The organism is Rhodobacter sp. 24-YEA-8 (genome assembly GCF_900105075.1).
Taxonomy (GTDB): domain Bacteria; phylum Pseudomonadota; class Alphaproteobacteria; order Rhodobacterales; family Rhodobacteraceae; genus Pseudogemmobacter.
The window spans coordinates 2,600,793-2,618,954 of the sequence record NZ_FNSK01000001.1; the positions used below are offsets into that span (position 1 = coordinate 2,600,793).

The following is an 18,162-nucleotide window of genomic DNA, read 5'->3' on the forward strand; positions in this document are numbered from 1 at the left end:
GAGATCAGAATGTGCTTTTTGTGCTCCACCCAGTCCGACACTCCGGCAGACCTGCTATCCATCCTTGATACTCATACCGGCGGATCTGCCGGCGGCACACTGCCGGCTCTTCCCGCCGGCAATGGCAGTTCGGCGCCCTATACACTTGACCAGATCGCCGGCTATCTGACCGACGGATACTGGGGCTTTAACGGCGGATCCTGGCGCGCTTTCGATATCAGCGCCGCGCGCATTCTCACCTATAGCACATCGATGCTCTCGCCGCTGGCGGCGGCAATTGTCGAATATTCGCTGGATGTCTGGAGCGCAGCGACCGGTATCAGTTTCGTGAATGTTGGCGTGGTGCCGTCGAGTTTCACCGAGACCACCGATGTGGGCGGCAGCACCGGGACTGCCACCGCAATCGGCACCAATACTGTCATTCAGGGAACCATCGGCTCAGTAAACGATAACGATTTCTATCGGGTTACGCTTGTCGCCGGGCAGACCTACATGATCTCGCTGTCGCGATCCGGCGGGTCCACGATTGATCCCTATCTGGAACTTCGCAACGGCACCGGCGCTCTGATCAGCAGTGCCGACGATCCCTCTTCCGCCGCGGCAGGCGAATATATCACCTTCACCGCGCCCACCACCGGCACCTATTATCTTGTGGCCCGGGATTATAGCACGCGCACCGGTTCATATGAGCTGACGGTTCAGGTGGCCGCCGACCTGACCTTTAACGATGCCGATGTCAGCGGTGCCTATGCCTGGTCCGATATGACAGGCAACAGGATCATCAATTCCTTTATCAACGTCCATGACAGCTGGGATACTCTGAACCTCAACGGATATATGGTGCAGACCTATATCCACGAGATCGGCCATGCGCTCGGCCTCGGACATGCCGGGCCCTATAACGGGACAGCAGTCTGGGGCACTAACAACCTTTACGATAACGACAGCTGGTCGGCCACGATCATGTCCTATTTCAATCAGGAAAATAACCCGAATGATCCGGCGGCATACGCCTATCTCGCGACGATCATGCCTGCTGATATCATCGCAATCCAGAATCTCTATGGCGCGGGATCGCTGGGCTATCAACCGGGCAACACGATCTGGGGGCCGGGCGGCAATATTGGCGGTTACTTCCAGCAATTGCTGAACATGTGGGGCGGCCTGACGGCGGCAGACCCCCTCATCTATGCGGGCAACGACTTTGCCTTCACCGTTTATGACACTGGCGGGAATGATACGCTTAATTTCTCTGTATTCGACCAGAACCAGTTTATCTCTCTCGTCGCGCTTCAATATTCGAATATTGGCGGCGGCACCGGCAATGTGGTGATCGCGCGCGGCACTGTGATCGAAAACGCTATTGGCGGCAGCGGAAATGATACCATCATCGGGAATGCAGAAGCCAACCGGCTTGAAGGCGGATCGGGCAACGACCTCCTGAACGCGGGGGCTGGAAATGATACGATCATCGGCGGCGCGGGCACCGATACAGCGGTGATGGGCGTGGCCTCAGGCTCGATCACTGTCACCGGCAATGCGTCCCAGGTGGTGATCACCTCCAGTATGGGGGTCGACACTTTTATCGGCGTCGAGAATTTTCAGTTCACGAACGTAACCCTGACCCTGGCACAGATTCTGGCACTTATCGAAAGTGGCGGGCCCAACACACCCACGGCGGGGAATGACACACTGACCGGCACAGCCGGCAATGACACGATCAATGGTCTTGCCGGAAATGACATCATTTACGGGCTCGGCGGAGCAGATGTGCTCTACGGCAATCTCGGTAATGACAGCCTCTACGGTGGTGACGGCGACGACTGGCTTTACGGCGGCGCGGGCGCTGACCACCTTTACGGCGGCGCGGGCCGTGACCGCGCCCATTACGGCGAAGCGACTGCGGCGGTGCGGGCCGATCTGCAGGTGCCGACAAACAACAGCGGCGCTGCGGCCGGCGACCAGTATTTCAGCATCGAGGATTTGGCCGGCACCGCCTATAACGACACGCTGCTGGGCGATGCATCCGGCAATATGATCCTGGGCGCAGCAGGCGTCGACGTGATCTATGGCCGCGCAGGCAATGACACGCTTTATGGCGGCGATGGCGATGACTGGCTTTATGGCGGCGATGGTGCCGACTGGCTCTATGGTGGCGCGGGCCGTGACCGGGCGCATTATGGCGACGCGACTGCAGCCGTTCGGGTCGATCTGCAATCGCCGGGCAGCAATACCGGCTTTGCTGCCGGAGACCGCTTCTTCGAGATCGAGGATCTTGTCGGGTCGGCCTATAACGACACGCTCCTGGGGGATGCCGGCAACAACATGATCCAGGGCGCAGGCGGCATTGATGCGATCTATGGCCGCGCAGGCAATGACACGCTTTACGGCGGCGATGGCGATGACTGGCTCTATGGCGGCGATGGTGCCGACTGGCTCTATGGTGGCGCAGGTCGTGACCGGGCGCATTATGGCGACGCGATTGCAGCCGTTCGGGTCGATCTGCAATCACCGGGCAACAACACCGGCATTGCCGCCGGAGACCGCTTCTTCGAGATCGAGGATCTTGCCGGATCGGCTTATAACGACACGCTCATGGGGGATGCCGGCAACAACATGATCCAGGGCGCAGGCGGCATTGATGTTATCTATGGCCGCGCGGGCAATGACACGCTTTACGGTGGCGACGGAGATGACTGGCTTTATGGCGGCGATGGAGCCGACTGGCTCTATGGTGGTGCCGGCCGCGACCGGGCGCTTTATGGCGACGCGACTGCAGCCGTTCGGGCCGATCTGCAATCGCAGGGTCTGAACAGCGGTTTTGCTGCCGGAGACCGCTTCTTCGAGATCGAGGATCTTGTCGGGTCGGCCTATAACGACACGCTGCTGGGGGATGCCGGCAACAACATGATCCAGGGCGCCGGCGGCATTGATGCGATCTACGGCCGCGATGGCAATGACACGCTTTACGGAGGCGACGGAGATGACTGGCTCTATGGCGGCGCCGGGGCAGACTTGCTCTATGGCGGCGCGGGCCGTGACCGGGCACATTACGGTGACGCGACCGCCGCCGTTCGGGCCGATCTGCAATCACCGGGCAGCAATACCGGCTTTGCTGCCGGAGACCGCTATTTCGAGATCGAGGATCTCGTCGGATCGGCCTATAATGACGTGCTTCTGGGCGATGCCGGGAACAACATGATCTCTGGCGGGGCTGGGAATGACACGCTCTATGGTCGTGAGGGCAATGACACCCTCATCGGCGGCGCGGGAAGGGATGTGTTCGTGTTCAACACGGCACCGGGCGTGGCAAATGCCGATCTCATCAGTGACTTCAGCATTGCCGATGACATCATCCATCTCGACGACGCGATCTATTTCAGCCTGACTGTCGGCGCACTGGACGCGTCGCGCTTTGCGGTTGGAGCGGCAGCCACGACTGCGGCCCATCGCATCGTCTACAATCAGAGTTCCGGCGCGATCTTTTACGATGCGGATGGCTCTGGCGCGGGTGAAATGGTGCTGATCGCAACGGTGACGGCAAACACTGCTCTCACTGCCGGTCACTTCCTGATCACCTGATCCACAGGCAGCGCGCGTCCCGATGGTCACATTTCCAGCCCGACCATCGGGACCCGGCAAACCCGAATTCCTTTCTGACAGCACCTCCTGACCAAACCGGGCAGTTAGCACTTTCAACACTGCGCATTTCCCCGGGCGACAGGTGCAGTGTAGAAGCATTGCGCGACGTCGTTGTTGCGAAAATGTCGGGGCCACAAGCAAAGCTTTGCTCAGGTCAAAATCCCCAGGGTGGCAGAGACAGCGCAGAGAGTATATTGCCCGGAAAGGCAGCTTTTCGGCTCCATACTGCTCCTGCGCAGCCGCTCCGGATCTTACGGAATGGGGATCAGGTGTTCTGGCAGCAGGGCCACCGACAGGTAGAGTTTTATGATCAAGAAACTAGTAGATAGTATCGCGAACCATCGGGCGAAAATCGGCATCCTCGGCCTCGGCTATGTTGGGATACCACTCGCGCAGCGCATCAATGAAGTCGGCTTTCCGGTATTGGGTCTTGATGTTTCAGCCGAGCGGATAGAGCAGCTGAATAGCGGCCAGAGCCCGATAAAGCATATCCCGCACCAGGCAATTGCCGCCATGCGCGAAAGCGGCTTCGAAGCGACAGCTGACTTTTCCCGCGCCGCCGAATGCGATGCGCTGCTCATCTGCGTCCCGACCCCGCTCAACAAATTCCGCGAGCCGGATCTGAGCTTCGTGACAGCCACCATGGACAGTATCGCGCCGTATCTGCGGGCGGGCCAGCTTCTCTCGCTCGAAAGCACCACCTGGCCCGGCACGACCGACGAAGTGCTGCTGCCTTATGTCACCGATGCCGGCCTGATCCCGGGCGATGATTTCTTCCTGGTCTATTCGCCCGAGCGCGAAGATCCCGGCAATCCCAACTTCCACACAAGGACCATCCCGAAAGTGGTCGGCGGCCATACGCGGGCCTGTCTTGATGTCGGCAGTGCTCTTTACGGCGCCTTCATCGACCGCGTCGTGCCGGTCAGCTCGACCCGCGCCGCCGAGATGGTCAAGCTGCTGGAAAATATCCACCGCTCGGTCAATATCGGGCTTGCCAATGAGATGAAGCTCGTCGCCGAACGGATGGGGCTCGATATTTTCGAGGTCGTCGACGCGGCGGCGACCAAGCCCTTCGGCTTCACCCCCTTCTATCCCGGGCCCGGCATCGGCGGTCACTGCATCCCGATCGACCCTTTCTACCTGACCTGGAAGGCGCGGGAATACGGGCTGCATACCCGCTTCATCGAGCTGGCCGGCGAAATCAATGCCGCGATGCCCGACTATGTCATCTCGCGGCTGGTTTCGGCGCTGAACGCGCGGCAGAAATCGCTGGCAGGGGCAAAGGTGCTGGCGCTTGGCATCGCCTATAAGCGCGACGTGGATGACATGCGTGAAAGCCCTTCGGTTTTCGTGATGGAACGGCTGCGCGAATGGGGGGCTCTGGTCGATTATTCAGACAGTAATGTGCCGGTCTTTCCCAGGATGCGGGAACATCAGTTCGATCTGAAATCTGTGTCACTGAGCCCGGAGGTGATCGCCTCATATGACGCGGTCGTGCTGCTGACCGATCACAGCGATTTCGATTATGAGATGATCCGCGAAAATGCGCGCCTTCTGATTGATACCAGGGGCAAATATCGTGGTCAGGTCGCCGAGAATATAAGCCGCGCGTAAGGGGACTTCGATGTCGGATGTGAAAATAGCGCAGATCGGCTGCGGCTACTGGGGCAAGAACCTTGCCCGGAACTTCGCCGAAATCGGCGCGCTCGGCGCAATCGTCGATGACCACCCTGCCACGGCAACGGCGATCTCGGCCCAGCACGGCGTGCCCGCGAGAACGCTGGACGAGGTTCTGGCCGATCCGGAAACCCAGGGCCTTTCCTTCGCCACCCCGGCCGAAACTCATGCCGGCCTTGCCGCAAGGGCACTGGCGGCCGGTAAGCATGTCTATGTCGAAAAGCCGATGGCCCTGACGGCTGCGGAATGCCGGCAGATGATTGGCGCGGCAGCGCAGGCGGACCGCGTGCTGATGGTCGGTCACCTGCTGCAATACCACCCGATCTTCGTGGCGCTGCGCGACCGCGTGCATTCCGGGGATCTGGGTGAACTGCGCTATATCTATTCGAACCGGCTCTCGCTTGGGAAGTTCCGCGTCGAAGAGGATGTCCTCTGGTCCTTTGCGCCGCATGATATCTCGATGATCCTTGCGCTGGCGAACCGGCCGGTCGCGCAGGTCTCGGCTCAGGCGGCGGCTTTCGTCAGCCCCGGAATTGCTGATATGGCCACCTGCCAGATCGGTTTCGGCGATGGGCTGCGTGCGCATGTCTTCACCTCCTGGAGCCATCCTTTCAAGGAACAGCGCCTGGTGGTCGTTGGCAGCACCGGCATGGCGGTGTTTGAGGACAGCCAGCCCGACTGGGACCGTAAGCTCGCGCTCTACCGCCACCAGATCGACACCAGCGGCCCGGTGCCGATCCCTGAATCGGTTCCGGCGGAATATGTCGCAGTGCCGAGGGGCGAGCCACTTAAGGATGAATGCCGCGAATTTGTCGCGGCCATCGCGCAGGGCCGCGCCGCTCGCACCGACGGGGCCGAGGGCCTCGCAGTGATCGACGTGCTGGAGCGCGCCTCGCAAGCGATCAAAGCCGGTCACTGAGATGTTTACCGGCAATCGCATCAGGCTTTCGCGCATCGCTGCGGATCTGGGGCTTACTCTCTGGCGTGACGGCGAAATCGCCTGTGTCGGCAAAGTGCCGACGCGGCTCGACGCCCGGCTGGTGCCAGCAGGCAAAGCCGTCCATCTGACAGATGCCGCCAGAGAAAACGGCATCGCAGCCTATGTCGTGCCCGAAGATCTCGCCGCTTCTGTGCCGCAGGCAGCCGGGGTTATCCTCTCGGGTCAGCCTGTTGCCACCGCGATGGCTGTGCATGAATATCTCTGCGATCTGCCCGGCTTTCTCTGGACCGACTTTCCCAGCGAAATCGACCCGGCCGCCATCATCATGCCCGGAGCCTTCGTCGCGCCAAAGAATGTGCGGATCGGCGCAGGAACAGTCATCGGCCCGAATGCCGTCATTCTGGAGCGCAGCCTGATCGGCGCAAACTGCCAGATCGGTGCGACCGTGGTGATCGGGATGGAGGCCTTTGAGCAAAAAGTGGGCGTCAGCCCGAAAGCGCTTTTGCGCCAGGCGGGCGGCGTCAGGATCGGCGACAATGTAAGCCTTCTGCCCGGCTGCACCATCGCGCGTTCGACTTTTGGCGGCTTTAACCACATCGGGGCCGAAACCAAGATCGACGCCCAGACCTATATCGCGCATGACTGTGTTATCGGCGAGCGGGTGACGATCTGCGCCTGTTGCGATATTTCGGGCCGGGTCGAAATCGGCGATGACGCCTATCTTGGGCCGAACTGCACCATATCCAACGGCTTGCGCATCGGCCGCAAGGCAACAATCAGCCTTGGCGCTGTGGTCACCCGCGATGTCGAAGACGGCACCAGGGTCACCGGAAACTTCGCCATGCCGCATGACAACTGGCTGAAACTCATTCGCGATTACAGATAGACAGGGGCTCACCATGCAGTTCATCGACCTCGCCGCGCAGCAGGCACGGATCAAGGACAGGATCGACAGCCGGATCCAGGCTGTGCTGGCGCATGGCGGCTATATCATGGGCCCGGAAGTGAAAGAACTGGAGTCGCAGCTCGCCGCCTTTTCGGGGGTCAGACACGCGCTTGGCTGCGCCAATGGGACCGATGCGCTGCAACTGGCCCTGATGGCGCTTGGGGCTTCGGCCGGGGACGCGGTCTTCTGCCCGACATTCACCTTCGCCGCCACCGCCGAGATCGTGCCGCTTTTCGGGGCCAAGCCGGTCTTTGTCGATGTGCTGGAAACCAGCTTCAACATGGACCCCGCCAGCCTCGAACGCGCCATCGCCGAAGCAAAGCGTCAGGGTCTGCGCCCCGCCGGCATCATTCCGGTCGACCTTTTCGGCCTGCCCGCCGATTACGACGCGATCGAGGCGATTGCCGAACGCGAAGGCATCTGGATCGTGGCCGACAGCGCCCAGGGCTATGGCGGTCTTTATAAGGGGCGCCGCACCGGCTCCATCGGAACCATCGCCACCACCTCTTTCTTCCCGGCGAAACCGCTGGGCTGCTATGGCGATGGCGGTGCGGTGTTCACCAATGACGATGAGCTCGCGAAGCTGCTCGACTCGCTCCGGGTTCATGGCAAAGGCAGTGACAAATATGACAATGTGCGCATCGGCCTGAACTCGCGGCTCGACACGCTGCAGGCTGCGATTCTGCTGGAAAAGCTGGCGATCTATAAGGATGAGATCGAAAGCCGGCAGCGGGTGGCACAGCGCTATAATAATGCACTGGCCAATCACTTTGCGGTTCCGGTGGTGCCAGAGGGCATGGTCTCGGTCTGGGCCCAATATACGCTGCTGGCAAAAGACACAGCCGAACGCGATGCGGCGCTTGCAGCGCTCAAGGCGGCCGGCATTCCCGGCATGGTTTACTATCCCCGCCCTCTGCACACCCAGACGGCCTATCAGGATTTTCCGAAAGACCCAAAGGGCCTGCCGGTCGCCGAAAGCCTTGCCGGCCGCGTTTTCAGCCTTCCCATGCATCCCTATCTGACCGAAGCTGATCAGGATCGCGTCATTAACGCGCTTCGCGAGGCGTCATAATCTGGCGCCGGCGGTCCGGCAGGGAATGGGAAAGGGGATACGGATGGCAGATGATGTCTTCACCATTTCGGACGGTGATACGACTTACAAGCATTACCTGCCGGATCATGAACTTGACTACGTGCAGAAGTTTGTGCGCCAGAACGCAACCCCATATGAGCTGGACATGCTCCGGGATATGGCAACAAGGCTGCATCCCGGAGATATTGTCTTCGATATCGGCGCGAATGTCGGCAATCACACGCTGTATCTGGCGAGCCGGGTTGGCTGTCATGTTGTGGCATTCGAACCGAATACCCATCTGGCCGAGGCCATCAGCCAAAGCGCCAGGCTGAACAACCTTTCCGAGCTGATCACTGTCAAAAATGTCGGTGTCGGCGACCGGCGCGGCAATGCGCATTTCGTAAAGGAAATTCCCGAAAATCTCGGCGGTCAGAGCATTGAGATGGGGGCCGGGACGATCTCGGTGATCCCGCTCGACTCACTGAAAAAGCCCGCGCCAGTGCGTATGCTGAAGATTGATGTCGAAGGGTTCGAGATCCCGGTTTTGCGCGGCGCGAAAAAGCTGATTGCCCGTGATCGGCCGGTTATCTACGCCGAATGTCAGAATGAGGCGCAGTTCCGTGAAGTATCGGCGCTGCTTCTCGACATGGAATACCTCGTGCATTCGCAATTCAACGCCACGCCGACTCATCTCTTCATTCCGGCCGAGCAAACCAGCCTGACCGCCTATTCGCGTGAGGTTGTAACTGAAAAGACAGGCGAGATTTACAGGTTGAACGAGCGCTACACGGAAACGCGGGGCTCACTCGTCGCGGCCAGCAACAAGTATTACAATCTGGGCCTGCGCATGAATGAGGCCACCGAAGCCGCGACGCAAAAAGATGCGCAGTTCAGAGAGACCCTTGCTGAGCGCGATGCGAAGATCGTGAAGGTGGAGCAGGAGATCGTTGCTCTTGGCAAAATTGCAAGCGAGCGCGACCTGAAAATTGCCAGCCTCGCGCAGGACTCCGACAAGCTGGCGGACCAGCTGAAAGTGGCGGCGAAAGAGGCAGGCGAGACGCGGCAACTGCTGCAGATCGCCGAGGCGGCGAAGCTTTCGACCGAGCAGAAACTCGAAGCTGAGCGGAGCATTGCGTTGACGGAACGCAGCGCTGCCCTTGCCGAGCGCAATGCGGCGGCGGCGGAGCGCAATGCGGCCATAGCAGAGGGCATCGTCGCGCTGGAGCGGCAGAACGCCCTTCAAAGAAAGCTGGAGACCGCCGAGGCGGCTTATGCAGCTGCCCAGTCCCGCCTCTCCGCGCTCGGATCCGAGCGCGATGCGGCGCGGGCGCAAGCGGATGCATTCCGGCAGGAGCGTGATGCCGCGCAGGCCGAAATCGACATCCTGGCAAAGAAAAGCGAGGCTCAGAGTGACGCGCTGCGCAAGCTCGAAGACCGTCTGACAACCGTGCAGGCGCAAGCCGCTGAAGACCTCAGCGCGGCCCGCGCCTATGCCCTGAAGCGCGAAAATGTTGCACTCGGAGCGAAGCGCCGCATGGAGCTGGAGCTCCAGGCCGCACATGCCATAACCCGCAAAGAGCTTAACGGCGCCCGCAGGGACCTGGAAAAGCGGCAGACGGCGCTTGTCGGTTCCCAGAAAGCCCTGGCTTCAACCCGCAAGGCACTCTCGGAACGCGCATCGCTGCGGCGCCACTTCAGGCTTGTGCTGCGCAAGCGTCTTGGTCTCGGCAGCGAAAAACCCGCACCGACTACGGGCGGCAGCGCTTTCGCAGAAGGGGTGCTCAGATTTCACGACACACGTGTCATGCGCGCGCTCTCGGACACTCTTGCCCCCCGCGGATTGCGCCGCAAATTCGGGAACTGGCTGCGCCGCAGGGCAAAGCCGCACCCGCCGACGCTGCACAGACCGATCGCGCATCAGCCCCCTCCGGCCAGTCTGCCGGGCAGCGTGGTCCCGGCCCCCGCGTCCGTTCTGGCCATGACGGCCTCCGAGGCAGCCACGCCGGATCTTGCTCTGCCCTCCGCGAAGCAACAGTCGGGCGCGCTTGGCGAAGCGCTGGCGAAAGCGGATTTCATCGTGCTGGTTAACGCCTATCCCGCAGGAGATGGCGCTTATGGCGGAGAATTCATCCGGACCCGTGTCGATGCCTATGCCGAAGCGGGGCTGCTTGGATGTGTGATAGAGTTGAACGCGCGCAACCGCGACCTGCAGCAGGATCCGACCGGAACGGTTCCGGTTTTCCGGATGCCCGCTCATGAGGCAGAAGCGCTTGCCCGCAGGCTGAGCACGGTCAGGGGCACAGTCCTGGTTCATTCGCCATCGCCCCAGATGCAGCAGCTGCTGCCACAGCATATTGATGGCAAGCGGTTGGTCTACTGGTTCCACGGTTTTGAGCTGCGCGATATCCGCCGGCTGTCTTACAACTTCACCACCGAGGAACGTGAGACGCGGCGCGCAAGCCTTGATCTGACCAACCGGCAACGCTGGGAGGCGGCGCGCGCGACCTTTGCCAATCCCGATATACGGGTGATCTTCGTATCAGATTACCTGCGTGGCATCGCCGGTCGCGATGTCGGCAGTCTGCCCACGCGCTCCTCCGTGATCCACAATTTCATCGATGGGGATTATTACAGTTTCGTACCGGCCGCCCAGCGCGGCAGCGGCAGGATCCTGCTCCTGCGCCCGTTCAAGCAGCGCAATTATGCCGGCGACATTGCGACCCGAGCCGTGAAACTTCTGTCTGATCGCCCTGGATTCGAGCGCCTCAGCTTCACCATTCGCGGCTTTGGTCCGCTTTACGCCGAGAATACCGAATTCCTTCGCGGCATGAGCAATGTCACCTTACAAGAGCAATACAGCAGCCGCGACGAAATGAAGGCGCTTTACGCGAGCCACGATATTGCTCTCTGCCCGACGCGGCATGACACCCAGGGCGTGAGCCTCGGAGAGGCGATGGCCAGGGGCATGGCCTGTATCTCGAACGATGTCACAGGTATTCCGGAATTTGCCGGTCAGGGAGCCGCTGTTCTGGTGCGCCCGGACGATGTGCGCGGCTATGCGGATGCGATCTGGGATCTGGCACATGACAAGCAGCGGATCGGCAGAATTGGCGCTGCCGGCGCGGAGCGTGTTCGCAGGCAATGCGGCCTGGATGCCACTATCCGCCGTGAAATCGCATTGCTCAGGGAATGACGTGAAGATCAGTATGACCTGGTCATCCCCTGAGACAGACCGGGCCACCACGTCAGGTGCCGGTTTCTGGCGGCTCTTGTTCTGGTGGATCATACAGTTTCCAGAAGCCTGCCATTTGCAGGCCCGGCGCAGATCCCGCGCTTCAAGACCAGGCTGAGCGTTGCGATTTGCAGTATCCGGCTGCCATCCGAGCTCTTCGAGATGGGTAAGGTCATCCGTGACAGAAAGCTGGCCGAATGGCAGCCGATCCTCGACTGGCTTGCAGGGATTGCGGGGTCGTTCTCATCCATGACAACGACTGCGACACGCCGACGAAACTATTCGATGACATGGCTTATGGCAGGATCTGCTGATCCTGAGCGATGGCGAACAGGGTGCCGGCGCGGCCGATCCGCTGGTCAAAGGTGTCGAGCGGGTGTTCTGGGCAAATAACACGCCCGAGGCGATTGCCGCATTTCTCGGGGATTATCGGCCCTCGTCAGAGCGGCGGGCCCCGCGCACATCATCAGACCCTGCGGCGGATCCAGTGGCGCAGCTTTGGCAACAGGCGTGTCTTGAGCGCGTAAAGCCAGGGTGTGGAATTGGCCAGCATCATTGCCCTGTCGATCCGGCTCAGCCCGCCGATGAAAAGAAGCGCCAGCCACCTTCCGCGGCTGCGGAGTTCTTCGGCGCGGATGATGGCCTCAAGCCGGCGTCGCCCGGACGCGGTGATCTCGCGGTCAAAGCGTTCCAGCGCCAGCGCATAGGCGGCATTCCTCTCGCGCAGATTGCGGTCGGCTTCGGCAAAGCTGCGCAGCGGACCCACGGAATTTCCGGCGTGAATGCGGTAATGCAGCCCGAGGCAATCCAGCGGAACCACCTGCAGATCCAGCGCTATCGCCAATGCCCGCAGCCAGCTGTCCTCGTTCGGCAGCTGTTCTGGAATCGGGAAGTAGCGCCCGGCAAAGGCCCGGTTGAAACTGACCGCGCCGCCTGCGATGTGATCCTCCATTCCCGGTCGCGGAAAGAGGATACCGGCCAGCCCGGGATGTGTGTCTGAAAAGCTGCGGTAGCGACATTGCGCGACACAGGGGGATCGCGCTGTCATGCCGGCTGTCACGGCCGCCAGACGGGCCGGCAGGGCGCTGCCGACAAGCAGGTCATCGCCGGCGAAGAAAATGAAGGCGTCCCCCCTGGCGGCGAGAAATGCCAGATTGAGCGCCCCCGCCTTCCCCCGGTGGCCATTGCGGATCACCTGCATCGGAATCGCCGACCCGGCTGCGAAATCAGCCGCTATCGCCGCGCTCTCATCCTCGGAGCCGTCATCGACCAGCACGATCTCACATAACAGCCCCGATGGGGGTTCTATTGACGCGAGACAGGATTTCAGAAAGGCAGCCTCATTGCGCACCGGCATGAGTATCGTAAGCACTGGCTCATCTTCGGAAGAGGAGTGCTGAGCTGCCGTCGTCATTGGTGCTATGTCCAACTGCACCCGGATCAGACGACCGGACGCGCCTGCATGTTACGATTGTGATGCGCGATCGCGTCATCCACATCATCGTAATAGGTCAGGATACCGCGTTCCAGCACGGCACCGGCGCTGCACATGCTGCGCAACATCGTATCGTTGTGAGAGACTACGATGGCCCCGGCATTGCTCAGCCGATCTTCCATCACTTCGTTGCATTTCGCCCGGAAGGAGGCGTCACCGACGGATGTGACCTCGTCGATCAGGTAGTAGCTGAAGGGGATGCTCATCGAGACGCCAAAAGCGAAACGGGCACGCATCCCCGAACTGTAAGTCCGGAATGGCATGTCGAAACTGTCGCCAAGCTCGGCGAAATCCGCGACGCTGCGCGCCAGACTGTCGCTGTCGACCCCATAGATCCGGGCAATGAAGCGGGTATTCTGTGTCCCGGTCAGATCCGGGTGAAAACTGCCGGCAAAGCCGATCTGCCAGGAAATCCGGCCGCTGCTCATAACCTTGCCGCTGTCGGGCCGCATGGTGCCGCCAATGACTTTGAGCAATGTGGATTTTCCGGCACCGTTGCGGCCCAGGAGCGCAACCGAAGTGCGCGAGGGGAAGACAGCATTGATGTTGCGGGCCACGTAATTCAGCCTGTGTCCGCGACGAAATGCTTTGGTCACCCCTTTGAGAACGATCATCCCCGGTCCCGCAGAGAATAGCCGATCATCACCAGCAGCGCCCATCCCAGCAGACAGATCGCGGCAAAAATCCCGGTGATCATCGCCCGACGCGGATACAGAGGACTGTCGGCCAAAGTCGGCTCGATATGGACGGCAACATAGCGGCTGCGGCGTTCGGCTTCGGCGCGCGCGATATCATAGGCCGCAGTGGCAGAGAGAAACGCCTTCTCGGCGAATTCCCGCTCTACGGTCAACGCCTCGAAGGTTCCCACGATCTGCACAAGGCTTGAAGTGTCGCCATCGCTTACCGAGTTGCGCTCTTCGTCGATCCGCTTGCGAATGGCCGCGATACGGGAATCTGACTGGCCGATCCGCGGATCGCTCTCTGGCGGATTGTTGGAAAGCAGCATGTCCTTGGCCAGCAGGGCCTCTACCAGCTGCTGCTGCAAGATGCCCATGACGCCGCCATTGCTCGCGAGATCCAGCGTCGGGTCAATGATATTGGTGGTTGCGCGGAAGGTGCTCAGATTACCGCGTGCCGCTTTCAGGCGCTCCCGTGACTCTTCGAGGTCGACCTCGGCATAGCGCAGGGCATCTTCACGGGCAATCAGGCTCAGCCGGTCGGTCAGTGCCTGGGTTTCGCGCAGAATGGCGCCATTGATGGCCTGGGCCTCCTGGGGCGTGAATGCGAGGCTTTCGATGCGCAGGACACCGCTGCCCTTTTCCAGCCGCACAGAGATCATACGCTTCCAGTAATCGCGCATCTCTTCGATGCTGGCCCCGTCAGGAAGGGTGAAATACCTGTCTCCCCGATCACGGCCAAAAATCGCCCGAAGGTCCAGGTCTTTATTGATATCTTCAACGATTTTCTGGCTGCTGAGATATTCGTGAACGATCTCAGAGTCGGAAGAAGAGCCGGTCGCGATCTGCCCCAGACCGCTGAGCGCCTCAAGCGGGTTCACGTGCTGTTCGGAGCGCAGCGAGAAAGACATTTGGGAGGAATACTGATCCGCCGCGATCAGATAGAGATACCCAGCAACGAGTGTCACCGGCAGCAGAACAATCGCGAAAAAGGCGACAAGAACTGCCAGATGCCGCCGCCGCAGCCGGGCGGGCTGTGCCGTCGCCATGACTTTTGGCTTTTTCACCACTGTGGGCGACGGGCCTGGCGTGGGAGACTGGCCCGGCCCGGGCACCACGGCCGGGATCGGCCTGACAGCGCGAATAACCGGGTCATTGACCGGAGCATGAACCGGCGCCGGGAGAGCGGGATTTTCCGTAAGCACCCGAAGGGGGGCACGGATAACAGGTTCAGCAGCCACAGCTGTCCCTTCCTCAATACCATCCGCGGGGCGTTGACTGCACCCACTTGCCTGATCTACGCTTGTAAACGTTGCAGGGGCCTGTTAGCAAGTCTGGACATCAGGATCGAGAAAATCGAGATGACCGACCAGCCGAATCCGGGCATGGTTCCGCTTACCAAAACTCCAGAACTTCACGAAAGTGGCGACTTTCGCCTCAGATTTCAGAGTCTGCGTGTAATTCTGGCTTTGCTCGTCCGGGAAATGATCACGACGTTCGGGAGATCTAGGCTCGGTTACCTCTGGGCCGTGCTGGAGCCGGTCGGCGGTATCGTCGTGCTGACGCTTGGTTTTTCAATTCTGTTCAAACAGCCGCCTGTCGGTACCAGTTTCTCTTTGTTTTACGCGACAGGGTTCATTCCCTTTGCGTGTTACACAAACAGTTATGCCCAGATAGCGACGGCGCTGAAAGCAAACCGGATGCTGCTTTTCTATCCGGCGGTCACTTTCATGGATGTGATCTTCGCCCGTCTCATCCTGCTGATCATGACCCAGTTTACCGTGGCTTTCCTCGTCTTCACCGGCATCGTGCTGCTTGAGGATACCGGAAGCCAGATTAATTTCGGCAGGGCCGTGGGCTCCCTCCTGATGGCGGTGGGGATCGGCACGGGGATCGGCCTGATCAACGCGGTTCTGTTCGAGATGGCCCCCTCCTGGCAAAACCTGTGGAGTATCCTGAACCGTCCGATTTTCTTCCTGTCCTGCGTTTTTTACTCTTTCGATGCGATGCCCGAACAGGTGCAGGTATTTCTCTGGTGGAATCCGCTGGTTCATGTGGTGGGTGAGATGAGGATGGCGTTCTACCCCGAATACCAGGGTGACTATCTCTCTCCGCTCTATGTCGTCTGCCTGATGATGCTGCTCATTACTATTGGCCTTCTGAACATGCGCGCTATGCGCAAGTTCATCATGAATAACTAGATGATACGCATGAGCGATAAAGACGTCCGGATTTCACCCTTGCCCTGCGCCTGCGATCGCACCCTGAACCGGTTGGATTGAATCAGGGCATGCGCGTCTCGATGATCGTCCCCAACCCCTGCGCGCCGGATTTTCGCGTGATGAAAGAGGCCGAAAGTCTCGCGGCGGCGGGACATGAGGTATGTGTTTTCTGTGTTGCCATGCCCGGACTGCCTCAGGACGAAGTGAGGGCCGGCGTGCGCTATCAGCGCCTCGAATGGAAAGGCGCATCACCGAGGCAGGCGCTTGAACAGCTTTTCCGGCGGCGCATTCAAGCCCCCGCTGCGACACAGCCCGGGGCGCCGACCTCAGCGCCGTCTGTCGCCCCTCCAAACCCCACGCCCAATTCCGGCAGGCTCGCAAAAATTTTGGGCGCGGAACGTGCGGCAGTCATTCGCGCCTGGCTGCGCGACCAAAGCCAGACATTGCATCAGCCCTGGCTCGCGGCCAGTTTCGGTCGGTCTTTCGAGGCGGCGCTGACCGCCTCGCGGGCCGATGTGATCCATGCGCATGATCTGCCCGCCTTGCCGGTTGCCTCCCGGGTGGCGATGAATACCGGCGCGGCCTTCATCTTCGACAGCCATGAGCTGGAAACCCATCGCAATCCCCCGCTCAGTCCGGCGCGCAGACGGCAGGTGGAGCGTCTGGAGGCGCGGCTGCTGCCCAGGGCCGCCGCCGTGATCACGGTCGGGGACAGCATCGCCGACCACCTTGCGACGCACTATGGCATCCCCCGCCCGCTGGTGCTTTACAACACCCCGCGGGCAGCTGATCAAAGCCCTCGTTCCGACCAGGATCCCGGGTTGCGGATGCGGGCAGGCCTGCCGGAGGACAGCTTCCTTCTGGTTTACACCGGAAATGTTGCGATCAATCGCGGGCTGGAAACCGTTGTCGCTGCGCTTGGCCAGTTGCGGCAAAACGCGCCGGAGCACGGTTTCGGGCGCCCGGTCTGCCTTGTCACGGTTGGACGCAGCCCGCCATCGGTGGCCGCCCGCCTCTCCCGCCTCGCGCAAGAGGCCGGTGTCCTTGACAGGCTGGCAATGCTGCCCCCGGTCCCGCCGGAAGACGTCTCCCGCGTGATAGCCTCCGCTGATGCCGCGATCATTCCGATCATCCCGGTGGCTTTGTCCTATCAATACGCCATGCCGAACAAATTGTTCGAGGCGCTGATGGCCGGCCTGCCGGTAATTGGCTCCGATCTCGCCGAAATGGGGCCTTTTCTGCGGGACCGGCAGCTTGGCCTGACCTTCCCTGCGGGAGACGCATCCGCGCTGGCGGAGACAATACTGACAATGGCCCGGGCGACGCCTGGCACCTTCCGGAAGCTCGCAGCCGAAAGCATCGGCTGGGAAGCACAGGCAGAGCGTCTGGTTGAGTTCTATCACCAGCTCGGCCAGGAACGGTGCGATTAAGCCCCTGCCTGCGCGATATGGCCCCCTCCACGCTTGACCGGAATGTCAAAAGGGTGAAGCAATGGGCGCAATTGCAGGAGATGCAGCATGGCACAAGATCCGAGCGTTTTCATCCTGGGCTCATGCGTCACTCGCGATGCTTTTGAGCTGGTGCCACATGGCTACAAGCTTGCAGGCTACATTTGCCGCACCTCTTTCGGCAGCGGCTTTGCGGCAAAACCTTTCAGCCTCTCTCTGGAAGAAATCGATCCCGCAAATGAAATGATCAGCCAGTTCCAGCGCACGATGGTGCACACGGATCTGACCAAGGCGTTGACACAAATGCTCTGCGATCTGCCTGCGGATACCACGATCATCGTCGACCTGATCGACGAGAGATTTCAGTTGCTGGAACGCGACGGAACCATCGCAACCAATTCAGTCGAGATGCAGCGTCCAAAGCCTTTGGCGCGCTACCCCGATATCAGGGTGATCAAGGCAAATACAGATGAGCATTTCGCCCTGTGGTCAAAGGGGGCGGACGAGTTCGCCGCGCTGGTGGCCGAACAGAAGCTCCGCGTTGTTCTCAACAAGGTCCACTGGTCGGCAGGCGATACGGGGGGCGGACGCTTCGATGCCACCCATGTGCAGACCCACAATGCCCATCTTGACCGGATGTATGCCTATCTTGAAAGCCGGATGGCTGTTGCTTCCGTCTCTTACCCCATATCCTTTGTGTCCGATCATGAGCATAAATGGGGCCTCTCTCCCTTCCACTATTCCCGCGACATTTATGAGCACCTGATCGGAGAGCTGAACCGGATCACGCTTGCTGGCTGACACCTCC

Annotated in this window: 12 protein-coding genes; 9 read left to right on the forward strand and 3 right to left on the reverse strand. The window is 60.5% G+C overall.

Translation table 11 applies throughout. From position 1 onward, the window contains the following. The first annotated feature begins 9 nt into the window (after positions 1 to 9). From BLW25_RS25245 to BLW25_RS12720, 6 genes are all read left to right on the forward strand, one after another. Positions 10 to 3,582: a M10 family metallopeptidase C-terminal domain-containing protein gene (locus BLW25_RS25245; RefSeq protein WP_092899580.1), complete on the forward strand. Its 3,573-nt coding sequence runs from the start codon at positions 10 to 12 to the stop codon at positions 3,580 to 3,582. A 366-nt stretch (positions 3,583 to 3,948) separates the two neighbouring features. Then, complete coding sequence (locus tag BLW25_RS12700) at positions 3,949 to 5,256, forward strand: nucleotide sugar dehydrogenase (RefSeq protein ID WP_092899582.1); 1,308 nt, start codon at positions 3,949 to 3,951, stop codon at positions 5,254 to 5,256. A 10-nt stretch (positions 5,257 to 5,266) separates the two neighbouring features. After that, a complete protein-coding gene (locus BLW25_RS12705; RefSeq protein ID WP_092899584.1) occupies positions 5,267 to 6,238 on the forward strand; it encodes a Gfo/Idh/MocA family protein in 972 nt (323 codons plus the stop codon). Between the two features lies 1 nt (position 6,239). Continuing rightward, positions 6,240 to 7,145 carry a DapH/DapD/GlmU-related protein gene (locus tag BLW25_RS12710; protein WP_092899586.1) on the forward strand — a complete coding sequence of 302 codons (906 nt, stop codon included), beginning with the start codon at positions 6,240 to 6,242 and terminating at the stop codon, positions 7,143 to 7,145. Positions 7,146 to 7,158: 13 nt separating this feature from the next. Beyond that, the gene (locus BLW25_RS12715) at positions 7,159 to 8,277 is read left to right on the forward strand and encodes a DegT/DnrJ/EryC1/StrS family aminotransferase (RefSeq protein ID WP_092899588.1); all 1,119 of its coding nucleotides are present in this window, start codon (positions 7,159 to 7,161) and stop codon (positions 8,275 to 8,277) included. A 43-nt stretch (positions 8,278 to 8,320) separates the two neighbouring features. Further along, positions 8,321 to 11,473, forward strand: coding sequence for an FkbM family methyltransferase (locus BLW25_RS12720; protein WP_171909545.1), 3,153 nt, complete (start codon positions 8,321 to 8,323; stop codon positions 11,471 to 11,473). 505 nt (positions 11,474 to 11,978) lie between these two features. Here the strand turns inward: BLW25_RS12720 and BLW25_RS12725 are convergent. From BLW25_RS12725 to BLW25_RS12735, 3 genes are all read right to left on the reverse strand, one after another. Beyond that, the gene (locus tag BLW25_RS12725; protein ID WP_171909546.1) at positions 11,979 to 12,884 is read right to left on the reverse strand and encodes a glycosyltransferase family 2 protein; all 906 of its coding nucleotides are present in this window, start codon (positions 12,882 to 12,884) and stop codon (positions 11,979 to 11,981) included. A gap of 68 nt (positions 12,885 to 12,952) precedes the next feature. Continuing rightward, positions 12,953 to 13,621 carry an ABC transporter ATP-binding protein gene (locus tag BLW25_RS12730; protein WP_092899593.1) on the reverse strand — a complete coding sequence of 223 codons (669 nt, stop codon included), beginning with the start codon at positions 13,619 to 13,621 and terminating at the stop codon, positions 12,953 to 12,955. Continuing rightward, positions 13,618 to 14,925, reverse strand: coding sequence for a sugar transporter (locus BLW25_RS12735; protein WP_171909547.1), 1,308 nt, complete (start codon positions 14,923 to 14,925; stop codon positions 13,618 to 13,620). The genes BLW25_RS12730 and BLW25_RS12735 overlap by 4 nt, the downstream gene beginning before the upstream one ends. Before the next feature lie 120 nt (positions 14,926 to 15,045). On the opposite strand from BLW25_RS12735, the gene BLW25_RS12740 reads away from it, so the two are divergent. The 3 genes from BLW25_RS12740 to BLW25_RS12750 all read left to right on the forward strand — a co-directional run bounded on the left by BLW25_RS12740 (position 15,046) and on the right by BLW25_RS12750 (position 18,155). Then, complete coding sequence (locus BLW25_RS12740; protein WP_171909548.1) at positions 15,046 to 15,885, forward strand: ABC transporter permease; 840 nt, start codon at positions 15,046 to 15,048, stop codon at positions 15,883 to 15,885. A 407-nt stretch (positions 15,886 to 16,292) separates the two neighbouring features. After that, the gene (locus BLW25_RS12745) at positions 16,293 to 17,336 is read left to right on the forward strand and encodes a glycosyltransferase family 4 protein (protein WP_366268099.1); all 1,044 of its coding nucleotides are present in this window, start codon (positions 16,293 to 16,295) and stop codon (positions 17,334 to 17,336) included. Between the two features lie 87 nt (positions 17,337 to 17,423). After that, a complete protein-coding gene (locus tag BLW25_RS12750; protein WP_092899601.1) occupies positions 17,424 to 18,155 on the forward strand; it encodes a DUF6270 domain-containing protein in 732 nt (243 codons plus the stop codon). The last annotated feature ends 7 nt before the right edge of the window (positions 18,156 to 18,162 follow it).

Coding starts and splice junctions, on each gene's coding strand:
- BLW25_RS25245 (WP_092899580.1), top strand. CDS start 10: ATGTGCTTTTTGTGCTCCACCCAGTCCGACACTCCGGCAGACCTGCTA.
- BLW25_RS12700 (WP_092899582.1), top strand. CDS start 3,949: ATGATCAAGAAACTAGTAGATAGTATCGCGAACCATCGGGCGAAAATC.
- BLW25_RS12705 (WP_092899584.1), top strand. CDS start 5,267: ATGTCGGATGTGAAAATAGCGCAGATCGGCTGCGGCTACTGGGGCAAG.
- BLW25_RS12710 (WP_092899586.1), top strand. CDS start 6,240: ATGTTTACCGGCAATCGCATCAGGCTTTCGCGCATCGCTGCGGATCTG.
- BLW25_RS12715 (WP_092899588.1), top strand. CDS start 7,159: ATGCAGTTCATCGACCTCGCCGCGCAGCAGGCACGGATCAAGGACAGG.
- BLW25_RS12720 (WP_171909545.1), top strand. CDS start 8,321: ATGGCAGATGATGTCTTCACCATTTCGGACGGTGATACGACTTACAAG.
- BLW25_RS12730 (WP_092899593.1), bottom strand. CDS start 13,621: ATGATCGTTCTCAAAGGGGTGACCAAAGCATTTCGTCGCGGACACAGG.
- BLW25_RS12740 (WP_171909548.1), top strand. CDS start 15,046: ATGACCGACCAGCCGAATCCGGGCATGGTTCCGCTTACCAAAACTCCA.
- BLW25_RS12750 (WP_092899601.1), top strand. CDS start 17,424: ATGGCACAAGATCCGAGCGTTTTCATCCTGGGCTCATGCGTCACTCGC.